Raw genomic sequence first — 25,412 nt, 5'->3', positions numbered from 1 at the left:
TCTTTTTTTAATATTACGTAAGATTTTTCTACATTACACTGTCTTTCCTCTATTTTTTCATCTTTTACCTCCTCCTATTTTGCAGAGTTTTTAGCCCTTTGAGCTGTTCTTTAATGAAAAATCAAAGCCTGAAAGCACCGCTTCTGCCATTTTTAATCCCAACGAGCATCGTTTTCCTTCTCTGATTTCATTTTTCCTGATATTTTCTTCTGGAAACTCGTGCCCAAGCCCCAATAGAAACGGAAATCCTTTTGCTTTTTTCTTTAAAAAGCAAAAGACTGAAGCCGATAGTGCAATTAAGCTCCTAAAAATCCCAATACGAAAATCCCAAAATCCAAAATTACTGCTGCAAAAGAGCTTCCGATTCGCTCAAACAGGAATATTCGCTTTTACTCTTATATATTACAGCAACTTCTCTACTTATATATATGTATAAAAAATAAACCCGGCAGGTTTTGGAAAACTGTCGGGTTGTGAAATGAAATCTACTCTTATATATAGTATACTTATATATGTATACTATCGTTTAAGTTATCGATAGCTTCTTTCGTGATTTGAATGCTTTTTAGTTTTGCCTGATGATCAAAGATTGGACTTGTTACCATTAGTTCGTCTATTCTTGCATAGTCAATGAACTTTTTCAAATCGGTTATTAATTGCTCTTTATTTCCTGTGAAGGTTCCAGCTGTCATTTGATTCACATGGAAACGTTCTTGTTCATTCATTATATCATCTAATGATGGAACGGGCGGCTGTAAACCTTTACGGTCGTTTCTAATTAGGTTCAGAAACATTTGATACAAACTTGTCGACAATAGTTCTGCCTCTTCGTTTGTGTCCGCTGCAATGATATTAACGCATGCCATTGTTTTTGGCTTATCTAAATATTCTGAAGCTTGGAAATTTTCTCTGTAAAATTCAAATGCTTGGATCATCAACTTTGGCGCAAAGTGTCCAGCAAAAGCATAAGGCAATCCATAAGCTGCTGCCAAAGCCGCACTGTCCATACTTGAACCTAAAATCCAGATTGGCACTTTTAGACCTTCGGCTGGAAATGCACGTACTTTTCCTGTTGCATTTTCACTTGAAAAATACTCTTGGAGTTTGCTTACGTTTTGTGGAAAACGCTGTGCCTGTTCAAAAAAGTCTTTTCGAATTGCTTCGGCGGTTGGCTGATCTGTTCCCGGGGCTCTTCCTAAACCTAAATCGATTCGGTTTGGATAAAGTGTTTCCAGGGTTCCAAATTGTTCTGCAACTACTAAAGGAGAATGATTCGGAAGCATGATGCCGCCAGAACCTACACGAATGTTTTTGGTCTGACTTGCTACATAACCAATTAAAACAACTGTTGCTGTACTTGCAACGTGTGCCATATTGTGATGTTCTGCCAGCCAAAATCGCTTGTATCCTAAAGTATCTGCTAATTGCGCTATGTCTTTTGTTTTTTGAAATGTTTCTGTGGCATTGCTATCCTGAGTGATGATAGCGAGCTCTAATAATGAGACTGAAATTGGGTTTTTCATATAAAAAAATGCTAGTCTACAAAATTAACTCATTTATACGGATGCCTTTTATTTTCTAATGTTAATAGATTTATAATATTCTCCAAAATGCACAATCAAGTAATTTTTAATAATTAATTATTGTTTTACGATAATCAATTATACATTTGCAATATCAATCTAACTTTTCATTATATGAAGGCAACTCATATTGTATCTAAAATATTATTTTACTTTACCCGATTTTTGTCTGTTGTTTATTTCTTTTTGGCGGTATATTCTCTTTTTACTTTGATGACGGGGTTATTTTTGACTTTTAAGGATAACGGAAAGTATTTTCAGGTTTGTTATCCTTTTACTTCTCATCCTTTAATGCTTGGTGATTACAATTTGCCTTATATTCTTTTTGATTTTTTGGCTCCGCTGAGTTTGTACGGGCTTTTCTTTTTATTGAGCAGTAATGTTTTCAAAGTATTTTTTCAGCCTAAACTGTTTACTCAAAATGGAATTTCTCATTTAAGGCGTTTCTATTTATCAAACTTATTAATTCCGAGTATTGTAATATTTTTAGCTTTCTTTTTTGTGCCACTGGATAATGAAGTTTCACTTTTTATACTATTACACGGAATGCTTGGTGTTTTTGCTTATTTTTTAGCAGCCATTTTTAAACAAGGTTTAAACCTTCAGAACGAACAAGACTTATTTATATAACTATGCCAATAATTGTAAATGTTGATGTAATGCTTGCCAAACGCAAGATGCAGAGTAAAGAGTTGGCAGAAAAACTAGATATCACGCCTGCCAATTTATCGATTCTAAAAACTGGAAAAGCAAAAGGAATTCGGTTTGATACTCTCGAAGCTATTTGTAAAATATTGGATTGTCAGCCTGGCGATATTTTAGAATACGTGGCAGAATAGCTTTCTTTTAAATCTTATTTCACTCTTAATAAATCGGTTTTTGAAGCCGACAGGTATTTTATTGCCTAATTTTTTCAAATCATAGTTTAATTCAATCACCAAAATCAATCAAAAAATGAACAGTTTATCAATCCAAAATCTCAGCAAAACGTATGAGAACGGCACAAAAGCGATTGACCAATTATCGCTTGAAATTACAAACGGAATGTTTGGTTTACTTGGGCCAAACGGCGCTGGAAAATCAACTTTAATGCGAACTATTGCCGCTTTGCAGGAACCTACTGCTGGAATTATTGAATTTAACGGAATTAATATTCTGGAAAATCCAATGTTTATTAGGCAAAATTTGGGGTATCTGCCTCAGGAATTTGGCGTTTATCCTAAAATTTCTACTTATCGCCTGCTCGATCATTTGGCGGTTTTAAAAGGAATCGTTGATAAAAAGGAACGTCACGATCAAATTTTGTATTTATTGCAGCAGACGAATTTACTACAACATAAAGACAAAGCGGTTTATTCTTTTTCTGGCGGGATGCGTCAGCGTTTTGGAATTGCTCAAGCTTTGCTTGGAAATCCGAAAATTATTATTGTGGATGAACCTACTGCAGGACTTGATCCAGAAGAAAGAAACCGATTTAATAATTTGCTGAGTGAAATTGGCGAAAACATTATTGTAGTTCTATCGACTCATATTGTAGAAGATGTTCGTGATTTATGCCCTAAGATGGCCATTATCTCTAACGGAAAATTGATTTTGGAAGGAAAACCAAATGAAGCGATCGATTCGTTGAAAGATAAAATCTGGATGAAAGCGATTGAAAAAGCAGAACTGAAAGAACATCAATCAAACTTTAATATCATTTCGTCCAACTTAAATTCAGGGAAAATCAATATTCATGTTTTCTCAGATGAACGACCAGATTCTGGTTTCGAATTGATATCGCCAGATTTAAGCGATGTTTATTTTAGTGTTTTAGCTCAAAATCAACTTAAAAATTAAGGTTATGCTTTCTAGATTAATTCAATTTGAATGGCATAACAATACCAGAAGCTGGACATTTTATGCCACATTTATTATTTATTTGGTTTTAGGATTTTTTGTGAGTGCTTTTGCGAACTTTTCTTTTTCGGGTGCTTACAAAAATAGTCCGTATGTGCTTACGTATGCGATTGGCCTGATTTCGCTAATCACGATTTTTTCGATTACACTTCAGGTCGCACAAAGTTTTTTAAAAGAATATGAAACGAAATTTGATTCGATTATTTTCTCCTCTCCTATTTCTAAGTTTCATTATTTGGCTCCAAAATTTATTACCGCATTTGCAATCGCCTTAGTTTCTTTTGGAATGTTTATCGTTGGAATGATCGTTGGCCATCAAATGTCGTGGCTTTCTAAAAGCGAAATCGGTCCTTTTGAAATTATAAATTATATCTGGCCGTATTTTGTTATTGTGATTCCGAATATTTTCCTGTGCCTTTCGATATTAACGGCTTTGGCCTGGCTTACGAGAAGCAAACTCTTTATTTATGTCGGCGGGCTATTAATTTACATCTTATATATTGCAGGTTCGATTTTTTCGAATTCGCCCATCTTTGCAAATGCTTCTCCGTCTTCGGCGAAAGCCATGTCTTTGTCCGCAAAAATAGATCCGTTTGGTTTGGCAGCGTTTTTAGAACAAACAAGATATTGGACTGCAATTGAAAAAAACACCGAATTGGTTTCGCTTTCGGGGAACTTTTTATTTAACCGATTGTTGTGGATTTCTGTTGCGATACTTTTACTTTTTGTTTCGTATCGATTGTTTTCCTTCCGAAAAACTAAAACTAAAAAGGTAAAAACACCAAAAACTATTTCAAAAGAAGCAAAAATGTTTTCTTCGGAAATTCCAAAAAACATTGAATTTAAAACTTTCAGACATAATTTTGCGGTTTTTAAAAGCAATATCAAGCTGGATATTTTTTTAGTTCTAAAAGGAATTCCGTTTTTATTGATTGCTCTTTTGTTTTCGGGATTATTGGCAATCGAAATTTCAGATGAAATTGATGGCGGAATCCGATTAGCGGAAAAAATTACGGATACAGCTTTAATGATTTCCACCATAATGGATCGTTTGCCGTTTATTCTGATCTTGATTCTCCTTTTTTACAGTAGTGAATTATTAAACCGAAGCGAAAATTCGAGATTTGAAATGCTAGAAAATACCGCACCTTATTCTCAGTTCGTAGTTTTACTATCCAAATTGACAGCACTTTTTATCATTCCGTTAATCATTATCAGCATTAGTATTTTAATTGGATGCAGTTTTCAGATTGCGAATGCCAATGCTCCAATCGAAATGGGTCTTTATCTTTCTTTGTTTTATTATCTAGGATTTCCGTTGTTGTTAATCTCGATTTTGGTAATTGCGATTCAGACTTTTATTAAAAATAAATATATCGGACTTTCCGTTGCTTCTTTTATATGTCTTCTATTTTGCACCGGAATTGGAGAGCAATTGGGAATTTCGCATCCTTTACTGCGATTTGGAGATGCTTTTAAAAGAGAATATTTTGATTTGAATGGTTTCGGAAAATACACTTTCCCGTTTCATATTTTGATGTTGTACAATTTCGGATTGGCTTTACTACTTCTTACTTTGACTGGAATTTTGTGGAAAAGAAATGCTTCAATTGTAAAAACCTTTCGAAGAAATTCATTTAATGGCATTCAGAAAGTAACTTTTGCATTGGGAATTATTCTTTTTATCGGTTTTGGAAGTTATCTTTTTTATAAAACCAATATCGAATATCCGTATTTGACCGAAGAAGATCAGAATAACTGGAGCGAGAAATATGAAACTCAATTTAAAAAATACACTAATCTGCCTCAGCCCACGATCGTTTCTGTAAAAAGTAAAGTCGATTTATTTCCTGAGGAAAATCGTTATGAAGTAAAAGGCACTTATGAATTGATCAATAATTCTGAAAAACCTATTGATAGTTTACTCCTATATATAGATCGAAATTCAAAACTGATTTCTGTTGAAATTCCGAATTCTAAAAATCTGGATGATGTTTCGGTATTTCAGCATTATTGGTATCATTTGGAAAAACCTTTGCGACCTCAGCAAAAAATGAAAATGAGTTTTTCTTTTGAGTCTTCGTGGTCGCCATTTAAAGGACATACTGCTTTTAATTCTATAATCGAAAATGGCACTTTTATGCGAATAAGCCGTTACTTTCCGCTTTTTGGTTATCAGGAATCGAATGAAATCAGCAGTAAAAAAGAACGTACGAAAAGGCATTTGAAACCACAGACACCTCTTAAAAAACTGGAAGACAAATCGGAAATTAGATATGATTTTGTTGATTATGATGCTGTGGTTTCGACCTCAAAAAATCAAACGGCAATTGGTGTTGGAGATTTAATTGAAAATTGGACAAAAGACAACCGCAATTATTTTCATTATAAATCTAATGGTAAGATTCCGTTTCGATTTGCTTTTTCTTCTGCGGAATATGAAATTCAAAAAACGAATTATAAAGGCATTTCGATTGAAGTTTTTTATGATAAAAGGCATTCCAGAAACATCAAAAAACTAATTCAGGATGTAAAAAACACTTTAGATTACTGCCAAAATAATTTCGGTAAATATCCGTATAAAACGATTCGTTATGCCGAAGTTTCTGCTTTTGCCGATGGATTTGCGGCGACTTCTTATCCGTCGACGGTTTTTATGAAAGAGAATTTCGGATTTTACAGCAACCTCAACAACAGAGATAAAGAAGATGTAATTAATCAATTAACGGCGCATGAATTGTCACATGAATGGTGGGGAAATTCGCAGATCAATCCGGAACAAAAAGAAGGAAGCTGGATTTTGACCGAAACTTTGGCGCAATACACGGAATTGATGTTATATGAAAAAGAACATGGTGTGGAAAAAGCGCTCGAAACTTTAAAAATTCATCTCGATTTATATTTGAGCAGTCGAAGTTATGATCCTGAAACGCCTTTGTATAAAACAAATTACGAAACTCCGCATTTACCTTATGACAAAGGAATGCTGGTGATTCATCAGCTTCGGGTTTTAATTGGTGAAGAAAAAGTAAATCTGGCTTTGAAAAATTTTCTGAATCATTATAAATATCCAAATCCGTTTCCTGATTCTGAAGATCTATTAAAAGAAATTTATGGGGTTACAGATCAAAAACTGTATTCTAAATTAGATGAAATGTTTAAACAGATTATCACTTATTCTTCAAAAATAGAATCCGTTTCAAGTAATAGAAAGAATGGGTTTTATGAAGTTTCTTTTAAAGCAGTTTCTGAAAAATTCAAAGAAAATGCAACTGGAGAACGGAAACCAATTGCAAACGATGCTACAATAGATATTGGAATTTACGATGAAAACGGAAAATTATTTCGTTATCCTTTCACTATCAAAAACAATAAAATTGAAGGTAAAATCAAACTCAAAACAAAACCTCAACGCATTGTGATTGATCCGTATTTAATGAATATTGATACTTTTATAAAGGACAACGAAAAGGAAATTGATTAGTTTTTTTGCCACTAATTCCACTAATTTCCACGAATTTTAAATTTTAGTTTTTCGCAAATGTTCAAAATATAGCTCGCGGTTTCAACCGAGGGAAACGTTACGAATTGGGTGTTATTATTGTGTACTCGTCGTTGAAACCACGGGCTATGTTTGAAATAAAAACCAGTCAACAAATAGGAATTAGAGAAATTCGTGAATTGCTTCGCCTGTTCGCTATCGTTCGAGTCGTGGCAAAAAAATTATTTCAGCTGAATCAAAAAAGGAAAATGATTTAAAACCTACATTTGTACATCAAAATACCAATTCGGTTTTTAGCTTATCTGCAAATGACACACAAAATTTTAATTATAGACGACGAAGAAAAACTGAGAAGTCTGCTTGCGCGTATTATAAAATCGGAAGGATTTGAAGTTTTTGAAGCCAAAGATTTGAAATCAGGTTTTAAGAAACTGGAACAAACGGATGTTGATGTTGTTTTATGTGATGTGAAACTGCCTGACGGAAATGGCGTTGATTTTCTTCAAAACATAAAAGGAAGTTTTCCGCTGACAGAAGTTATTCTGCTGACTGCTTTTGGGAATATTCCGGATGGTGTTCAGGCGATGAAAAATGGCGCTTTCGATTATATTGTAAAAGGCGACGACAACGACAAGATTATTCCGCTTCTTTATAAAGCAGTTGAAAAGGTGCATTTGCAAAAAAAGGTGCAGCAGCTTGAAAAACGCATTAACGATAAATATTCTTTTAATACCATTGTTGGAAAATCGAAAGGAATAGAACAGGTTATTGATCTTGCCCAAAAAGTTGCCAAAACAGATTCGACTGTTTTACTTACCGGCGAAACCGGAACCGGAAAAGAAGTTTTTGCGCAGGCCATTCACGAAAATAGTAATCGTGTTGGGAAATCTTTTGTGGCATTAAACTGCAGTACTTTTACAAAAGAAATTTTAGAAAGCGAACTTTTTGGTCATAAACAAGGCGCTTTTACGGGAGCTGTAAAAGATAAAAAAGGTTTTATTGAAGAAGCAAACGGCGGTACTTTATTTCTGGATGAAATTGGTGAAATGCCAATTGATCTTCAGGCCAAATTATTACGCGTTTTAGAAACTTCTGAATATATTCCTGTTGGTGATACCACTCCAAAAAAATCGAATTTCAGATTAATTGCCGCTACAAACCGAGATCTAAAAACAGAAAGCGATGAACATCGTTTCCGTTCTGATTTGTATTTCCGTTTAAATATTTTCGAAATAAAATTACCTTCATTAAGAGAACGAATAAAAGATATTGGGATATTGACACATTATTTCGTCAAACAGTTTTCAGAAAAAACGAATAAAAAAACATTACATATTGCGGATGATTTTCTACAAAAATTAGAAAGTTATTCTTGGCCGGGAAATATTCGTGAACTTAAAAACATCATCGAAAGATCGGTTATTTTGAGTAATGGCGATACTTTAACTTCAGATGTTCTGCCTTACGAAATGCAGCATCAAGCTGAAAATAACTCAAAACCAATGTCGGCTTTCTCTATGCAAAGTGTTGAAAAACTGCATATTCAAAAGGTTTTAAATTATACAAAAGGAAATAAAGCGGAAACGGCTAGATTGTTAGAAATTGGGATTGCGACTTTGTATAGAAAGTTGGAAGAATATGGGATAGAGAAAAATTAAATTCCAATTTCAATGGCAATTTCAATATCAATATGAATATCAATTTTCAAAACTTCGGAGAAGTGTAATATTTATAGATTATTTATTGCCAATGATAAAAAGCTCCAGCGGAGCGACAACCTATGCAATCTAAAAAAATATGCCACCCCGCTGGGGCTCTAACTAATTGCCTCAATTTATTTTCTATAAATATTTCGCTCCTCCGGAGCTTGACAATAACATATCAAAACGAGAAAAGCTTATCAAAATGATAGGCTTTTTTTATGCCTTATTTTTGGCACACAACTACATTCCTTTTATTGACAACACTTTAGCTATAACTTGATTTTTTCGGAACATATTTTGGCATAAGGAGAGAGAACATTAAAAATTCATTCCAAATGAAAAATCAAGTCACCTCAATCTACAAACAAGCTGAACGCTTTGCCGAGATAACCAAAAAATCGATTATTTCCGGAAACATCGTTCGTGCAAAAAAATGTCTGGCTCTTGCCGAACGCCTATTTGTAACAGGAAGCATCGAAACTAAAAATGCCATTTCTAATGTGTATGTTTTTTCCGTTTCTTCTTTTATGGAAGTGCGTCATTGCAATATTTCACATCTTTTTCCACAAACACTTAAAAGCGAATATAACAAACAGGTTAATGCCTCTGGCGTTTAATCGTTTAATCGGAAAAATCTAAAGTCTACAATCTTAAATCTAAAATAAATCCTATGATCACATTTCTTTTACTCGGGCTGGCCGTTGTGCTGTTTGCAATTTGTTTTCTCTCTGTTGAATTTTTTGAAAAAATCTAAATCATGACCGCACTATTTATTATTTCAATCGCTGTTTTCGTGTATTTGGTTTACGTATTAATCAAACCCGAAAAATTTTAAATCATGTAAAAAGTGAAATGCTTTATGTGAAATGTAAACTTAAATTTTATTCATCAATCCATTTTACAAATCACTTCTCCTTTCACTAAAAAATATAAAAATTATGAACACAGAATTATTAGGCGTCATTGGTATTTTCATCTTAACTATTGTTTTAGCGATTCCTTTAGGAAAATACATCTCTAAAGTTTATTTAGGTGACAAAACACTTCTTGACCCAATTTTCAATCCAATTGAAAAATTTATTTTTAAAATCAGCGGTATTAATTCGGCTGAAGAAATGAACTGGAAACAACACTTAAAAGCACTTTTAAGTATTAACATGGTTTGGTTCTTTCTTTGCTTTTTTGTCTTATTATTTCAGGGTTCTTTACCTCTTAATCCGGACAACAACCCATCTATGACTCCTGATTTGGCATTTAACACTGCTATTTCGTTTTTAGTCAATTGTAACTTACAACATTATTCAGGCGAAAGCGGGGTTTCTTACCTTTCACAAATCGTCTTGATGTTCCTTCAATTTGTTTCTGCTGGTATTGGATTAGCGGCTGCCGCTATGATTTTTACAGCAATGAAAGAAAGAACGACAGAACAATTGGGTAATTTTTATAATTATTTTATCAAAAGCTGCACTCGTATTTTATTACCGCTTTCAGCAATTGTAGCTATCGCATTAGTTTTTAGCGGTACTCCAATGACTTTTGAAGGAAAGGATGCTATTACAACTTTACAAGGTGATAAAGTAGAAGTCTCAAGAGGCCCTGCTGCGGCTTTTATTGCTATCAAACATATTGGTACAAACGGTGGTGGATTTTTTGGAGCCAACTCCTCACATCCATTAGAAAACCCGACTTATTTCACAAATACAGTTGAACTTTGGGCGCAAATGATTATTCCGTTTGCGATGATTTTTGCGCTAGGTTTTTATTTAAAGAAAAGAAAACTATCCTACATAATCTTCGGAGTAATGACAGTTGGATTCCTATTGTTAGTAATTCCAACAGTTATGAGTGAAATCAACGGAAATCCTGCTATTGAGAAAATGGGCATTGCACAAACAACTGGAGCGATGGAAGGAAAAGAAGTTCGGTTTGGTCCAGCAATTTCAGGTTTTTGGAGTATTGCTACAACGGTAATTTCTACAGGTTCTGTAAACAGTATGCATGATAGTTCGATGCCTGTTTCTGGCGCTATGCAATTATTATCTATGATGGTAAATGCCTTTTACGGCGGATGCGGTGTTGGTATTTTGAACTACTATGTTTTCATTATTCTGGCTGTCTTTATCTCCGGATTAATGGTAGGTCGTACTCCTGAATTTTTAGGTAAGAAAATCGAAGCTCGGGAAGTAAAAATTGCCACCTTTATTGCCATTCTTCACCCTTTATTAATATTGTCAGGAACTGCTTTAGCATCCTATTTTGCTGCGCATGATACTGCAATGGGTTACTGGTTCAGCGGAAATGCAACAGGCTGGCTAAATAATCCTGGTAATCACGGATTCTCAGAAATGTTATACGAATATACTTCAAGTGCTGCCAATAACGGTTCTGGTTTTGAAGGTTTGGGAGACAATAATCCGTTTTGGAATATCACTACAGGAATCGTATTACTGTTAAGCCGTTTTATTCCAATCATTGGTCCATTGGCAATTGCAGGTTTACTGGCAGGTAAAAAATACATTCCAGAGAGTGCAGGAACTTTAAAAACCGACACCTCAATTTTCGGAATCATGACTTTTGCCGTAATCGCAATTATCGCTGCTTTATCATTCTTTCCAGCATTGGCTTTAGGTCCATTAGCAGAATTCTTTACTTTAAAATAACAATTCATTTTTCAATGCTGAAAATATTTTAAACACATAGAAACATAGTTTTCTTTTATCTAAAAAAGGAGATCAAAAGAAACCAGTTTCTAACACATAGCTATGTGTATTGATGCAAGTGAAACGCCTTTACCACAAAGTAAAAATCTATGTCTCTATGTGTTTAAATAAATCAGTTAAACAAAATAATATAAAAAATGACAACTAATAAATCCACATCATTGTTTGAAAGTAAACAGGTAAAAGAAGCCTTAGCGCAGTCTTTTGTCAAGCTGAACCCAAAAATGATGATCAAAAATCCGGTAATGTTTACCGTAGAAATTGGAACTGCAATTATGTTTGCTGTCTGCGTTTCGATATTAATGGGCGCAAATGACCAAGGAAGTTTTACTTATAACTTAATTGTATTTTTAATTTTACTGGCAACGCTTTTATTTGCCAATTTCGCCGAAGCCATTGCCGAAGCAAGAGGAAAAGCACAAGCTGACAGTTTAAGAAAAACAAGAGAAGAAACTCCTGCAAGACAGATTCTGCCAAACGGAGAAATCAAAAACATCAGTTCTTCGGCATTAAAAAAAGACAATATTTTCGTTTGCGAAGCCGGTGATTTAATTGCTGCCGACGGTGAAATTATCGAAGGTCTGGCTACCATTGACGAAAGTGCCATTACCGGAGAAAGTGCTCCTGTAATCCGCGAAGCTGGCGGAGATAAATCATCTGTAACTGGAGGAACAAAAGTATTATCTGATAAAATCAAAGTAAAAGTAACTTCTGAACCTGGCGAAAGCTTTTTAGATAAAATGATTGCTTTGGTTGAAGGTGCGAGCCGTCAGAAAACACCAAACGAAATTGCCTTAACCATTTTATTAGCCGCATTTACTTTAATTTTCGTGATTGTGTGCGTTACGCTAAAACCGTTTGCCGACTATGCAAACGCACCCATCACGATCGCGGCTTTCATTGCTTTGTTTGTATGTTTAATTCCAACTACAATTGGAGGTTTACTTTCTGCAATTGGTATTGCGGGAATGGATAGAGCGTTGCGTGCTAACGTAATTACAAAATCGGGTAAAGCAGTCGAAACTGCAGGAGATATTGATGTTTTACTTTTGGATAAAACTGGAACCATCACCATTGGAAACAGAAAAGCAACCAATTTTTATCCAACAAAAGGAATTTCTTTTGATGATTTCGTGAAATCGGCTGTTTTGAGTTCGCTTGCTGATGATACTCCTGAAGGGAAAAGCATCATTGAACTTAGTAAAATGTTAGATGTAAGTAGTAAAATGCAATCAGACATTTCACATTTTACAGATAACATCTCACACACAATCAAATTTACTGCAGAAACCAGAACTTCTGGTGTTGTATTAAAAGACGGAACAAACATTAGAAAAGGTGCTCAGGATGCTGCGAAGAATATTGCACAGCAAGCTGGAAATTCTTTTCCTGAAGATACTGCACAACAAGTAATTTCTATTTCGTCTAATGGAGGAACTCCATTAGTAGTAATCAAAAACAATGAAGTTCAAGGTGTTATCGAACTTCAGGATATTATCAAAACTGGAATGAAAGAACGTTTTGAGCGCTTGCGCAGAATGGGAATCAAAACGGTAATGGTCACAGGAGATAATCCGCTTACGGCTAAATTTATTGCCGAGGCTGCCGGTGTTGATGATTTTATTGCTGAAGCTAAGCCTGAGGATAAAATGAATTATATCAGAAAAGAACAGGCCGAAGGAAGACTAGTTGCCATGATGGGTGACGGAACAAATGATGCTCCTGCCCTCGCCCAAGCCAATGTTGGTGTTGCGATGAACAGCGGAACTCAAGCTGCAAAAGAAGCCGGAAACATGGTCGATCTTGACAATGATCCAACGAAACTAATCGAAATTGTTGAAATTGGAAAACAGCTTTTAATGACTCGAGGCACTTTAACTACTTTTTCTATTGCAAATGACGTTGCGAAATATTTTGCTATTGTTCCTGCTCTTTTTATTACTGCGATTCCTGCGCTGCAAGGTTTGAATATTATGCATTTGCACAGTCCTGAAAGCGCCATTTTATCAGCCGTAATTTTCAATGCGATTATCATTCCAATATTGATTCCGCTTGCGCTGAAAGGTGTTGATTATCGTCCAATTGGAGCAAGTGCAATCTTAAAAAGAAACCTTTTGATTTATGGACTTGGCGGATTGATTGTTCCTTTTATCGGAATTAAGGTTATTGATTTACTGGTAGCACTTTTTATGTAAGGTTCTAAGATGCTAAGATTCTAAGGGACTAAGGTTTTTCCCTTAGAATCGTAAAATTCAGGAATCTTTAAAAACTCAAATAAAAAACACAGACTTTAGATTGCTAAGCTTCTGAAAAAAAACTTAGAACCTTAACAACTTAGTCCCTTAGAATCTCAAAAAAATGAAAAATCTATTTTCTATAATAAAACTTACTGTGGCGACTTTAATCTTGTTTGCAGTTATTTATCCTTTAGCGATTTACGGAATCGCACAAATGGCTCCAAATCAAGGAAAAGGAGAAACTATTTCGGTTAACGGAAAAGTGGTTGGTTACCAAAAAATTGGCCAGAAATTCGATAAGTCGAATTATTTCTGGGGAAGACCTTCGGCTGTTGATTATAACGCGGCGGGAAGTGCCGGAAGCAACAAAGGGCCAAGCAATGCTGATTATTTGGCTTTGGTTCAAAAAAGAATTGACACACTTTTATTGGTTCATCCGTACTTGAAAAAATCTGATGTTCCGGCAGATATGGTTACGGCTTCTGGAAGTGGTTTAGATCCGAATATTTCTCCGCAAGGCGCTTTGATTCAGGTAAAACGAATTGCTAAAGAAAGAAATTTAGCTGAAGCTAAAGTAAAAGCTTTGGTGGAATCTAAAATTAATACAGCTGTTGTTGGTCCTGAAACTGTGAATGTTTTGGAATTGAATGTGGCTTTGGATCAGCTTCGCTAAGATGCTAAGGTTCTAAGATACTGAGATACTGAGATACTGAGATTCTAAGTTTTTCTATGCGCATTCTTGTCATTTCGACGAAGGAGAAATCACACTCGTAATTCGACAAAGATTGGCGATTAACTGTGCGGAGTTTCTAGTGTGATTTCTCCTTCGTCGAAATGACAAACTAAACGATAAAAACTAATCTTTAAAAATAAATACCTACAAGGTTTTGGAAACCTTGCAGGAAACGAAAACGCCTTTTTACCCCAAATGCCCTAGCCCCGATAGAAACGAAAATCCTTTTGTTTGGGGCTTCCAAACAAAAGATTGTAGTGGATAGCGGGATTAGCTCCTAAAAAAACTACTAATAAATAATTGAATACCACAAAAATGAAAAAAATAATACTTACTGCTTTAATCGCTTTTGGTTATAGCAATTTACATGCACAGGAAGAATCTAAAAGTCCACTAACATTTTCAGGATATGTAGACGCTTATTATAGTTATGATTTCGGGAAACCTGAAAATCATACTCGGCCAAACTTTTTTTACAGTTATAATAAAAGCAACGAAGTAAACCTGAATTTGGGAATGGCAAAAGTGAATTATTCGAAAGAAAATATTCGGGGGAATTTTGCACTGATGGCGGGAACTTATGCCGAATATAATATGTCTGCCGAACAAGGTTTATTGAAAAATGTTTACGAGGCGAATGTTGGTGTAAAGATTTCCAAAAACCATAATTTATGGGTTGATGCGGGAATTATGCCTTCGCATATTGGTTTTGAAAGTGCGATTGGAAAAGATTGTCAGACTTTAACGAGAAGTATTCTGGCTGAGAATTCGCCTTATTATGAAACGGGAGTTAAAATTGGTTATACATCTGAATCTGGAGAATGGTATTTGGCCGGAATGTACTTGAATGGCTGGCAGAGAATTGAGAAAGTAGAAGGCAATCAAACTCCTGCTTTTGGAACTCAGATTACTTACAAACCTTCTGATCGGGTTGCTTTGAACTGGAGTACGTATGTTGGAAATGAACAGCCGGATATTGATAAAAAATGGCGTTATTTCAACAACTTTTACGGACAATTTAAAGTAACGGAAAAGACAAATATTACAGCTGGTTTTGATATCGGATCTCAGCAATCGGCTAAAGGAAGTGATAAATACGATACTTGGTTTTCGCCTGTTTTGATTCTGCAATATAAACCAGTTGACAAGATTCAGCTTGCAGTACGAGGTGAATATTATAGTGATGAAAAAGGTGTAATTATCGCAACTGAAACGCCAAACGGTTTTAAAACTTACGGATTTTCGGCTAACTTTGATTACTTAGTTACTGATAATGTTATGTTTAGAATTGAAGCCAGAAATCTTTCAAGTAAAGATGAGATCTTCACCAATAAAGACAATCTTCCAACGGATACGAATACGTTTGTAACGACTTCCTTAGCGATTAGTTTTTAGGGGAATATTTCTTGCCACAGATTACACAGATTAAAAGGATTTTTTTTTCGCCACGAATTACACAAATTTTCGCTAATTTTTATTAAATATAATTCGTGAAAATTTGTGTAATTCGTGGCAGATAAATCAACGCAGAGCCATTCAAATAATCCTTCTAATCTGTGTAATCTGTGGCTTTAAAAAAAAAACTTTGTGACTTAGCGCCTTCGTGGCAAAAAATATGGAAAACGAAAATAATAACGCACAGCACTTTCTCGATTTAATTCAGAAATCACGAAAAGGGAAGTTTAAAATCTACATTGGAATGAGCGCCGGTGTGGGCAAAACTTTTCGTATGCTTCAGGAAGCGCATTCGTTATTGAAAAACGGAATCGATCTCAAAATTGGTTACATCGAAACACACATGCGAAAGGAAACGCATGAATTATTAGCAGGTTTGCCGATAATTCCGAGACGTACTATTTTCTATAAAGGAAAAGAACTGGAAGAATTGGATGTTCAGGCGATTATCAACCTTCGCCCCGAAGTAGTTATTGTTGATGAATTAGCGCACACGAACGTTGAAGGAAGCAAAAACGAAAAACGCTGGCAGGATGTTTTGGAGATTTTGGAAGCTGGAATTAATGTGATTTCGGCTGTCAATATTCAGCATATTGAGAGTTTAAATGAAGATGTAAAACGGATTACCAACATTGATGTTCAGGAAAGAATTCCTGATAATGTTTTGCGATTGGCAGATGAAGTCGTGAATATCGACTTAACATCTGAAGATTTGATTGCGCGTTTGAAAGAAGGGAAAATTTATACTCCGGATAAAATTCAGACGGCATTAACGAACTTTTTTAAATCGGAACAGATTTTACAACTTCGAGAATTGGCTTTGAAAGAAGTAGCGAGTCAGGTCGTTCGAAAAGTTGAAAATGAAGTCCCGAATCTTCATGCTTTACGACATGAGAAACTTTTGGCCTGCATTAGCAGTAATGATAAAACGGCTAAAATTGTGATTAGAAAAACAGCAAGACTCTCCAGTTATTATAACGGATTGTGGTATGTTTTATATGTGGAAACTCCGCAGGAAAACAGTAATAAAATTGCTTTGGACAAACAGCGACATTTAATTAATAACTTTAAACTCGCTGTGCAATTAGGCGCAGAAGTTATTAAACTGGAAAACAGTAATATTACAGATGCGATTTTGGCAACTGTAGAAGAAAAACAAATTACAACTGTGTGTATCGGAAAACCACATTTGAATTTATTTAAAGTAATTTTGTCTACAACAATTTTCAGGCGTTTGCTAAACAAATTGTCTTTATCAAATGTTGATCTTGTGATATTATCGTAAAATGTTTTATGTGAAATGTAAGATGTTGTTTTTCATTTCACATTTTACAAACAACATTTCACACAAAAAATAAAATATGAGAATTAAAACCAAATTGAATCTGGGTGTTGGATTGTTATTTTTAATGATCATCATACTTTCGTTAGTGAGCGGTTATTCTGTTTTTTTGATAAAAGCAGATACCGAGAATATTCTGAAAGCGAATTATAATACGCTGGAATATTCGCGAAATATGATTTTGTCTTTGGATGAAATTAAAGCGAGCCCTGATAGCAAGATTCATGTTTTCAAGGAATATCTTGAAAAACAAACACAAAATGTTACCGAACCCGGAGAAAAAGAAGCAACCGAAAACCTTGAAAAAAGTTTTACGCTTTTAGAACAAAACGGAGCAAACGAAACCATAAAAGCAAAAATCAGACAGGATATTTTTGCCATCATGAAACTGAATCTGGATGCTATAAAACAGAAAAGCGATATTGCCAAACATACCGCTGAAAATGCCAATCTATGGATTGCTATTGTGGGAAGTTTATGTTTTTTGATTGCTTTTAATTTGCTGGTTAATCTGCCCAATAATATTGCCAATCCAATAAAGGAATTGACGCTGAGTATTAAGGAAATTGCCAATAAAAATTATTCCGAACGTGTTCATTTTACAAGTCATAGCGAATTTGGAGATTTGGCCAAATCGTTTAATACAATGGCGCAGAAACTTCAGGAATATAACGATAGTAATTTGTACAAACTCTTTTTCGAAAAGAAACGACTGGAAACTTTAATCAATAATATGAACGATCCTATTATTGGTCTGGATCATGAAGAAATTGTTTTGTTTGCCAATGATGAAGCCTTGAAAATTATTGGTCTGAAATTGGAAGATGTTATCGGGAAATCGGCTTCTACTCTAGCGTTATCAAATGATTTGATTCGGTCTTTGATTTTGAAAGAGGATACAGATTCTCCTAAAAAGCAACCGCTGAAAATTTATGCGCACGGAAAAGAAAGTTATTTCGAAAAAGAAATTCTAAATATTACCATAATTCCAACGGGAGAAGAAAAAGAAATCAATATTGGCGATGTTATTATTCTGCGAAATATTACGCTTTTTAAAGAATTGGATTTTGCCAAAACTAATTTTATTGCGACAGTTTCACACGAATTAAAAACACCAATTGCTTCTATAAAATTAAGTCTTCAATTGCTTGAAAATGGAAAAACGGGCGACATGAACGAAGACCAAAAACAATTGGTAGAAAGCATAAAAGACGACAGTCAGCGATTATTGAAAATTACGGGCGAATTGCTTAATTTATCACAATTAGAAACGGGAAATATTCAGCTGAATATCGAAAAAAGCAATCCGCATGAAATTGTAAATTATGCTGTTGAAGCTGTAAAAGTTCAGGCCGATCAAAAACAAATTAAACTTTTAATTGATGCCGATGAAAACCTGCAAGACGTAAAAGCGGACAGTGAAAAAACCGGCTGGGTTTTGATTAATTATTTGTCAAATGCCATTCGATATTCTTCTGAAAAAAGTACGATTCACATCAAACTAAAAAAAGAAAATAATCAAATCGTATTTCAGGTTATCGACACTGGAAAAGGAATTGACACAAGATATAAAGACAAAGTTTTTGATAAATATTTTCAGGTTCCGGGAAGTCAGAAATCTGGAACGGGATTGGGCTTAGCAATCAGTAAAGAGTTTATTGAAGCTCAAAATGGAAGTGTTGGGGTTGAGAGTAATTTGGGATTAGGAAGCACGTTTTGGTTTTCGTTGAAAGTATAAAAAAATTGTGAATTGTGAATTGTAAAACGAAAAATATATAAAAGAGCCGTAGGCTCAAACCATTTTGTAGGGCCGGATTTTAATCCGGTTGACAAAGAAATTCCGCAATGCAAAAGAGCCGTGGGCTCGATTCATATTAAACTGGATTGAAATCCAGCCCTACAATATAAATCGTCCCTACGGGACTTTAAAACATGGTTTAATCAAACTTCAACGGATTGAAATCCGTTGCTATAATATGAAAATCATTCCTGCAGAATTTAAATAAAATTTAGCCAATCTTAATTCAACTACCTCATTTAAAACCAACAAATTAATATTCGCTTAAGGTTGAATTAAGCACAAAATACCTGCATCGAACATTCGTTACTATTGCAAAATATAACGACAAAAACAATGTTCCGCAAAACGATTTACCTTGTATTCCTATTCGGATTATTTTCTGCGAATGCACAACAAAATGATTCGATCACAAAAATTGACAGTACTTCACATAATTTAAAATTCAATTACAAACAACTAATTATTCCGAGTGTATTAATTGGTTATGGCGTAATTGGTTTAGAAAGTGATCAACTTTTGAGTTTTAATCATCAAATTAAGGATGAAGTTACCGAAGACATTGACGAGAAAGTTACCATTGACGATTTCTCGCAATATGCGCCTGCCGTATCTGTTTATGCGCTGAATGCTTTTGGAGTAAAAGGCAAAAATAATATGCGAGATCGTTCTGTAATACTTGTGACTTCATATGCAATTATGGCTACAACAGTTTTAGGCTTAAAATCGATTTCACATGTAGAAAGACCTGACGGAAGTTCGAACAATTCCTTCCCTTCCGGACACACCGCAACTGCATTTATGGGTGCCGAATTTTTATACCAAGAATACAAAGACAAATCGATTTGGTACGGAATTGCTGGTTATGCCGTTGCAACAGGAACGGGATTATTTAGAATTTACAACAACCGCCATTGGTTAACTGATGTTGCTGCTGGAGCTGGAATCGGGATTTTAAGCACCAAAATTGCCTATTGGATGAATCCATATATCACTAAAAAGCTGTTCAAATCATCAGCGGAAAATAAATCAACTTCTATGATTGCGCCTTTTTATAACGGACAGCAATATGGTTTGAGTTTTGTGAAAGTTTTTTAGATTTTTTTGCCACAAAGGCTCTAAGTTTTTTAAGCCACAGATTTCACAGATTAAAAGGATTTTTTAATCGCTTTGTGTAGATTTATTTGCCACGAATTCCACAAATTTTCACGAATTATATTGATTGTATTCTGAATAAAAAATTAGTGAAAATTTGTGCAATTCGTGGCGAAAAATAATCCTTTTAATCTGTGACTCGAGCGATAGCGAACAGGGGTAGCAAATCTGTGGCAAAAAACTTTTTAAGTATTCGAAGTATTATTCTTAATCTCTCGAACTTCACGTTTCAATTCTAAAAGCAAATCTTTCATTGCTCCAGTTTCCGATATTTCTTGTTTTTTGTCTGAACGGCCGATATTACATTCGTATTCCCAAATCTCCAAAATATCAGAAGCTTTCACTTCATAATTCGGATAAAAACTATTATCCGATTCTAAAACCAGAGCGTTCTTTTTGTTTTTATTGAGACGTTTATAAACCATTCCTTCATTTTTGGTAATCAGAATATAAGTTTTTCCATCCATCACCTCTCCCAGCTTTTCCACATAACGGCCAATAATAATCGAACCATCTTCGTGCGGAGGCATGGAATCGCCTTCAACGGGAAATCCGCGGTGTTTTCCTGGTCCTAAAAACGGAAGCGTAATCTGCTGTAAACTTTCAATATATTCTGGATCAGCATATCCGTTGAGGTAACCCGCTTTTGCTTTTTGAGATACAATTTCAATAAAATTTTCTCCAAAACTATCCACTTGAATAGGTAAAATAAGTCGGTTGCCTTCTAGTTTTATCAAATTTTGCACATCAATTTTACGTATATCGACAGATAATATCAAGTCGATACTCATATGAAAATATAATGCAATCTTCTTTAAAATGTCATACGGTGCTTCCGAAGTTCCGTCTTCGTATTTCACGTATCTTCCTCTTGTAATACTTAGGTTTTCAGCTAATTTTTCTTGTGATATTTTATGCTTAACCCTTAGTGCTCTGATGTTGTCTGAAAATAAGGACATAATTAATTTGTTATAATTTGGAACAGCAAATATACAAAAAATTGTTATCACCTGTGCTAATTTTGTTCCATACAAAAACAAAGGAAAATGGCACGGGCAATTGTACATATGGATTTGGATACCTTTTTTGTATCCTGCGAAAGACGCACCAACTCAGAACTTAACGGAATTCCGCTTATTATAGGTGGCGGAGACCGCGGTGTTGTGGCATCTTGTTCGTATGAAGCCCGTAAATATGGAGTGCGTTCTGCTATGCCAATTCGTATGGCGTTAAAACTTTGCCCTGACGCAAAAGTGATGAAAGGCGACATGGAATTATATTCGCAACTTTCTCATGATGTGACTGAAATTCTTCAGGAAAAAGCGCCTGTTTTAGAAAAAGCGAGCATCGATGAATTTTATATGGACATTACCGGAATGGATAAATTCCACGGAAGTTATAAATGGACAAATGAATTGGCTCAAAAGGTGATTAAAGAAACCGGACTGCCAATTAGTTTTTCATTATCCATTAACAAAACGGTTTCTAAAATTGCAACCGGAGAAGGCAAACCTGTCGGAAATCTTCAAATTCCCGAACAAGAAGTACAAGACTTTTTAAATCCGCTTTCGATTCAGAAAATCCCGATGGTTGGCGCTGTGACTTTTCAGCTTTTGTCCCGAATTGGCGTTCGAAAAATTCAGACTTTGGCCGAAATGCCTGCCGAAGTTTTACAGCAAATGATTGGTAAAAACGGTTTAGAACTTTGGAAAAAAGCACACGGAATTGACCACACGCCAGTTGAACCTTATACCGAAAGAAAATCAATTTCGACCGAAACGACTTTTTCTCAAGATACTATTGATCTTGCAAAGTTGAGAAGAATATTATTAGGAATGGTCGAAAAACTGGCTTTTCAGCTTCGTGCTGAACAATGGCTTACTTCAACTGTTACGGTAAAAATACGTTATGCTAATTTTGATACTGAAACCAAACAATGCCGAGTAGCTTATACCTCAGCCGATCACATTTTGACGAAAAATGTAATAGAACTTTTTGAAAAAGTCTATCAGCGTCGTATGCGTCTGCGCTTGATTGGCGTTCGCTTTAGCGGACTCGTGCGCGGAACCTATCAAATTGATCTTTTTGAAGATACTCAGGAAATGCTTTCACTTTATGAAGCGATGGACAAAATGAAAAGCCGTTATGGTTTTGATGCCGTAATGCGTTGCGCCGGAGCTCACTTTAAACCCAACACTAAAGACGAAATTTTAAAACGCAAGAAATAATGTATCTCAATTGTCATTCTTATCATTCATTACGTTACGGCACAATTCCGCTTAAGGATTTGATTGCCGAAGCCGTTTTGCATGGTATAAAAGCAATGGCATTGACCGATATTAATACTGTTACCGGAATTTACGATTTTATAAAAGCGTGTCAGGAAAAAGAAATCAAACCTTTGATTGGAATGGAATTTCGATACAATCATGAATTCCGATATATTGGTCTGGCGCAAAATGCAGAAGGTTTAGCTGAAATGAACAGATTCTTAACTGACCATAATTTCAGCGGAGAAACTTTGCCTTTGCGTGCTCCAAAATTCAAATCGATTTTTGTGATTTATACTTTAGAAAATGCTCCTGAAACACTTTTTGAAAATGAATTTATCGGAGTTCGTCCTGAAGAAGTTTCAAGTCTTTTGACTTCAAAACATAAAAATAAAATCTCCAAAATGGTGATTTTACAACCTGTAACTTTTAGAAATAAAAAAGAATACAATCTGCATAAAGTGCTTCGGGCTATTGATACTAATATTATTTTATCGAAACTTACAGAAGCAGATTATTGCAAAGTTTCTGATGTGATGAAACCTGTAGAATCGATTCTGCCATTCTATGAAAAATATAGTGAAATCATTTTAAATACACAACGTATCATTGACGATTGTAATTTTCAATATGATTTTTCAGCTAAAAGAAATAAAAAATTCTATACTGAAAACCGTCAAAAAGATTTAGAAAAACTGACGGAATTGGCTTGGGAAGGATTTGAAAAACGTTACGGAAACGAAAATACTGAAGCAAAAGCCCGCGTAAAAAAAGAATTAAAAGTTATTGATGAATTAGAATTCAGCGGTTATTTTTTAATTACTTGGGATATTATTCAATTCAGCAATAGTCAAGGCTTTATGCATATCGGTCGCGGAAGCGGTGCCAACAGCATCATCGCCTATTGTCTCGGAATTACAGATATCTGCCCTATTGAACTCGATCTCTATTTTGAACGTTTTTTAAATCTAAACCGTAAAACACCACCTGATTTTGATATTGACTGGAGCTGGCAGGAACGCAACACAATTCTTGAATATATCTTCAAAAAATATGGTAAAGATCATGTAGCTTTTTGTGGTACGAATGTCGAGTTTAAATACCGTTCTATTTTTAGAGAAGTCGGAAAGGTTTTTGGTCTTCCTAAAGAAGAATTAGATCTTTTGGCAAAAAATCCGCAAGAACTTCATCCGACCAATAAAATTGTAAAATTGGTTCAGGAATATGGACAAATGATGGAAAAATATCCCAATCAACGAAGCATGCATGCGTGTGGAATTCTGATTTCTGAAGAACCAATTACGAATTATACACCTCTGGAAATGCCTCCAAAAGGTTTTCCAATCGTACTTTTTGATATGCACATTGCCGAAGAAATTGGTTTTGATAAATTTGATATTCTAAGTCAGCGTGGTATTGGCCATATTGATGACAGCGTAAAACTGATTGCCAAAAACCGAGGCATAAAAGTTAATATTCGTGATACTTCAATTTCCAAAGACGAAGCCGTTTGCAATTCTTATTTAGCAAAAGGACATACAATTGGCTGTTTTTATATCGAAAGTCCTGCTATGCGTGGTTTACTGCGTCGTTTAAATTGTGATAATTATAAAATTCTTGTCGCCGCGTCGTCTATTATTCGTCCCGGCGTTGCACAATCGGGAATGATGAAAGAGTATATTTTTCGCCACAACAATCCAACTCAGTTTGAATATTTTCATGAAGTTTTCAGAGAACATCTTGGCGAAACTTACGGCATTATGGTCTATCAGGAAGATGTCATTAAAATTGCCCAGCATTACGGTGGACTTCCTGCACCAGACGGAGATATTCTGCGTCGCGCCATGTCGGGAAAAGGAAGATCTTTGGAAGCGTTGCAAAAAGTAAAAGATAATTTCTTTGCGAGCTGTGCCCAAAAAGGACATCCATTGTCGTTGAGTCAGGAAATTTATCGCCAGATTGAATCTTTTGCGGGATATTCTTTCTGCAAAGCGCACTCGGCTTCTTATGCAGTTGAAAGTTATCAGAGTTTATATCTGAAAGTTAATTTTCCTGTTGAATTTATGACAGCGGTAATCAACAATCAAGGTGGATTTTACAGAACCGAAGTTTATGTACACGAAGCAAGAATGTCTGGCGGAACGATTCATAATCCGTGTGTGAATAAAAGCGAATACCAGACTACTTTGTACGGAACTGATATTTATTTAGGTTTTATGCACATTCAAAGTCTGGAATCTAAAATCGCTCATTTGATTGAAGAAGATCGAAATAAAAAAGGTGATTTTCTTTCTCTGGAAGATTTTATCAATCGGATTCCAATTGGGATTGAAGGTGTTAAAACTCTGATTTTTATCGATGCTTTTCGTTTTACAGGAAAAACCAAAAATCAGCTTTTGGTCACTGCAAGTCTGCTTTTGAACAATTTTAAACCTGAAAACAGGAATTTAAAATTACTACAGGAACCCGTTAAAGAATACAAACTTCCAAAATTAGAACGTTCCGTTTTTGAAGATGCTTTTGACGAAATTGAATTATTGAGTTTTCCTGTTTCTTGTACTGTTTTCGATCTTTTGCAAACCAAACACCGCGGTGATGTCATGGCTAAAGATTTGGTTCAGTATCATAAAAAACAAGTCAGAATGTTGGCTTATCTAATTTCCAGAAAACACGTTCCAACAAAAAAAGGAACCATGTATTTTGGAACCTGGATCGATCATGAAGGCACTTATTTTGATACGGCTCATTTTCCGGATAGCTTAGAAAAACATCCTTTTCAGGGCGGAGGTTGTTATTTATTGTTGGGAAATGTCGAAGTCGATTATCATTTTCCAACCATCACCATCATTAAAATGGCGAAAATGCCTTTCATTCCAGATCCGCGTTATATGGATGCTAAAGACCAATATAAAACACAAAACCAAATTAAAGAAGATATAAGCCTGACACATCGTAAACCTTATCCGCAGGGGCACGAAATTAATCTGCCAAGACATCGAATGAAATTTTAAACGA

Annotated in this window: 18 protein-coding genes; 16 read left to right on the top strand and 2 right to left on the bottom strand. The window is 35.0% G+C overall.

From position 1 onward, the window contains the following. Positions 1-506: 506 nt before the first annotated feature. The gene (locus tag ACHRVL_RS20230; protein ID WP_395415127.1) at positions 507-1,523 is read right to left on the bottom strand and encodes an LLM class flavin-dependent oxidoreductase; all 1,017 of its coding nucleotides are present in this window, start codon (positions 1,521-1,523) and stop codon (positions 507-509) included. A 174-nt stretch (positions 1,524-1,697) separates the two neighbouring features. On the opposite strand from ACHRVL_RS20230, the gene ACHRVL_RS20225 reads away from it, so the two are divergent. The 14 genes from ACHRVL_RS20225 to ACHRVL_RS20160 all read left to right on the top strand — a co-directional run bounded on the left by ACHRVL_RS20225 (position 1,698) and on the right by ACHRVL_RS20160 (position 20,070). Further along, entirely contained in the window at positions 1,698-2,213 is a 516-nt protein-coding gene (locus ACHRVL_RS20225) for a DUF2975 domain-containing protein (RefSeq protein ID WP_395415126.1), read from the top strand. 2 nt (positions 2,214-2,215) lie between these two features. Then, the gene (locus ACHRVL_RS20220; RefSeq protein WP_012024053.1) at positions 2,216-2,422 is read left to right on the top strand and encodes a helix-turn-helix transcriptional regulator; all 207 of its coding nucleotides are present in this window, start codon (positions 2,216-2,218) and stop codon (positions 2,420-2,422) included. Between the two features lie 115 nt (positions 2,423-2,537). Further along, a complete protein-coding gene (locus tag ACHRVL_RS20215; RefSeq protein ID WP_395415125.1) occupies positions 2,538-3,422 on the top strand; it encodes an ABC transporter ATP-binding protein in 885 nt (294 codons plus the stop codon). Positions 3,423-3,426: 4 nt separating this feature from the next. Further along, on the top strand, positions 3,427-6,966 hold the full coding sequence (locus ACHRVL_RS20210) for a M1 family aminopeptidase (RefSeq protein WP_395415124.1): 3,540 nt from the start codon (positions 3,427-3,429) through the stop codon (positions 6,964-6,966). Between the two features lie 326 nt (positions 6,967-7,292). Beyond that, positions 7,293-8,642, top strand: coding sequence for a sigma-54-dependent transcriptional regulator (locus ACHRVL_RS20205; protein WP_395415123.1), 1,350 nt, complete (start codon positions 7,293-7,295; stop codon positions 8,640-8,642). Between the two features lie 380 nt (positions 8,643-9,022). Further along, entirely contained in the window at positions 9,023-9,304 is a 282-nt protein-coding gene (locus ACHRVL_RS20200) for a hypothetical protein (protein ID WP_395415122.1), read from the top strand. A gap of 140 nt (positions 9,305-9,444) precedes the next feature. After that, positions 9,445-9,522 carry a K(+)-transporting ATPase subunit F gene (gene kdpF, locus ACHRVL_RS20195; protein WP_081909388.1) on the top strand — a complete coding sequence of 26 codons (78 nt, stop codon included), beginning with the start codon at positions 9,445-9,447 and terminating at the stop codon, positions 9,520-9,522. A gap of 103 nt (positions 9,523-9,625) precedes the next feature. Next, on the top strand, positions 9,626-11,347 hold the full coding sequence (gene kdpA, locus ACHRVL_RS20190; RefSeq protein ID WP_395415121.1) for a potassium-transporting ATPase subunit KdpA: 1,722 nt from the start codon (positions 9,626-9,628) through the stop codon (positions 11,345-11,347). 197 nt (positions 11,348-11,544) lie between these two features. After that, the gene (gene kdpB, locus ACHRVL_RS20185) at positions 11,545-13,602 is read left to right on the top strand and encodes a potassium-transporting ATPase subunit KdpB (protein WP_395415120.1); all 2,058 of its coding nucleotides are present in this window, start codon (positions 11,545-11,547) and stop codon (positions 13,600-13,602) included. Between the two features lie 163 nt (positions 13,603-13,765). Continuing rightward, complete coding sequence (locus ACHRVL_RS20180) at positions 13,766-14,317, top strand: K(+)-transporting ATPase subunit C (protein ID WP_395415119.1); 552 nt, start codon at positions 13,766-13,768, stop codon at positions 14,315-14,317. Positions 14,318-14,692: 375 nt separating this feature from the next. Next, positions 14,693-15,772, top strand: coding sequence for a porin (locus tag ACHRVL_RS20175; protein ID WP_395415118.1), 1,080 nt, complete (start codon positions 14,693-14,695; stop codon positions 15,770-15,772). A 220-nt stretch (positions 15,773-15,992) separates the two neighbouring features. Further along, on the top strand, positions 15,993-17,117 hold the full coding sequence (locus ACHRVL_RS20170; protein WP_395415117.1) for a sensor protein KdpD: 1,125 nt from the start codon (positions 15,993-15,995) through the stop codon (positions 17,115-17,117). Positions 17,118-17,193: 76 nt separating this feature from the next. Beyond that, positions 17,194-18,912 carry an ATP-binding protein gene (locus ACHRVL_RS20165; protein WP_395415116.1) on the top strand — a complete coding sequence of 573 codons (1,719 nt, stop codon included), beginning with the start codon at positions 17,194-17,196 and terminating at the stop codon, positions 18,910-18,912. A gap of 396 nt (positions 18,913-19,308) precedes the next feature. Further along, on the top strand, positions 19,309-20,070 hold the full coding sequence (locus tag ACHRVL_RS20160; protein WP_395415115.1) for a phosphatase PAP2 family protein: 762 nt from the start codon (positions 19,309-19,311) through the stop codon (positions 20,068-20,070). A gap of 242 nt (positions 20,071-20,312) precedes the next feature. On the opposite strand, the gene ACHRVL_RS20155 is transcribed toward ACHRVL_RS20160, so the two are convergent. Then, positions 20,313-21,086 carry a LexA family transcriptional regulator gene (locus ACHRVL_RS20155; RefSeq protein ID WP_071636747.1) on the bottom strand — a complete coding sequence of 258 codons (774 nt, stop codon included), beginning with the start codon at positions 21,084-21,086 and terminating at the stop codon, positions 20,313-20,315. An 87-nt stretch (positions 21,087-21,173) separates the two neighbouring features. Between ACHRVL_RS20155 and dinB the strand changes: the two genes are divergently transcribed. Together dinB and ACHRVL_RS20145 are read left to right on the top strand one after the other, a co-directional pair. Then, positions 21,174-22,355, top strand: coding sequence for a DNA polymerase IV (gene dinB, locus ACHRVL_RS20150; RefSeq protein WP_320566453.1), 1,182 nt, complete (start codon positions 21,174-21,176; stop codon positions 22,353-22,355). After that, positions 22,355-25,408, top strand: coding sequence for a DNA polymerase III subunit alpha (locus ACHRVL_RS20145; protein WP_395415114.1), 3,054 nt, complete (start codon positions 22,355-22,357; stop codon positions 25,406-25,408). Before dinB ends, ACHRVL_RS20145 begins: the two co-directional genes overlap by 1 nt. Positions 25,409-25,412 lie beyond the last annotated feature (4 nt).

Source organism: Flavobacterium sp. FlaQc-28 (assembly GCF_044007415.1).
Taxonomy (GTDB): Bacteria; Bacteroidota; Bacteroidia; order Flavobacteriales; family Flavobacteriaceae; genus Flavobacterium.
Note: the sequence above shows the minus strand (reverse complement) of the source record. Positions and strands in the feature narration are given on the sequence as shown.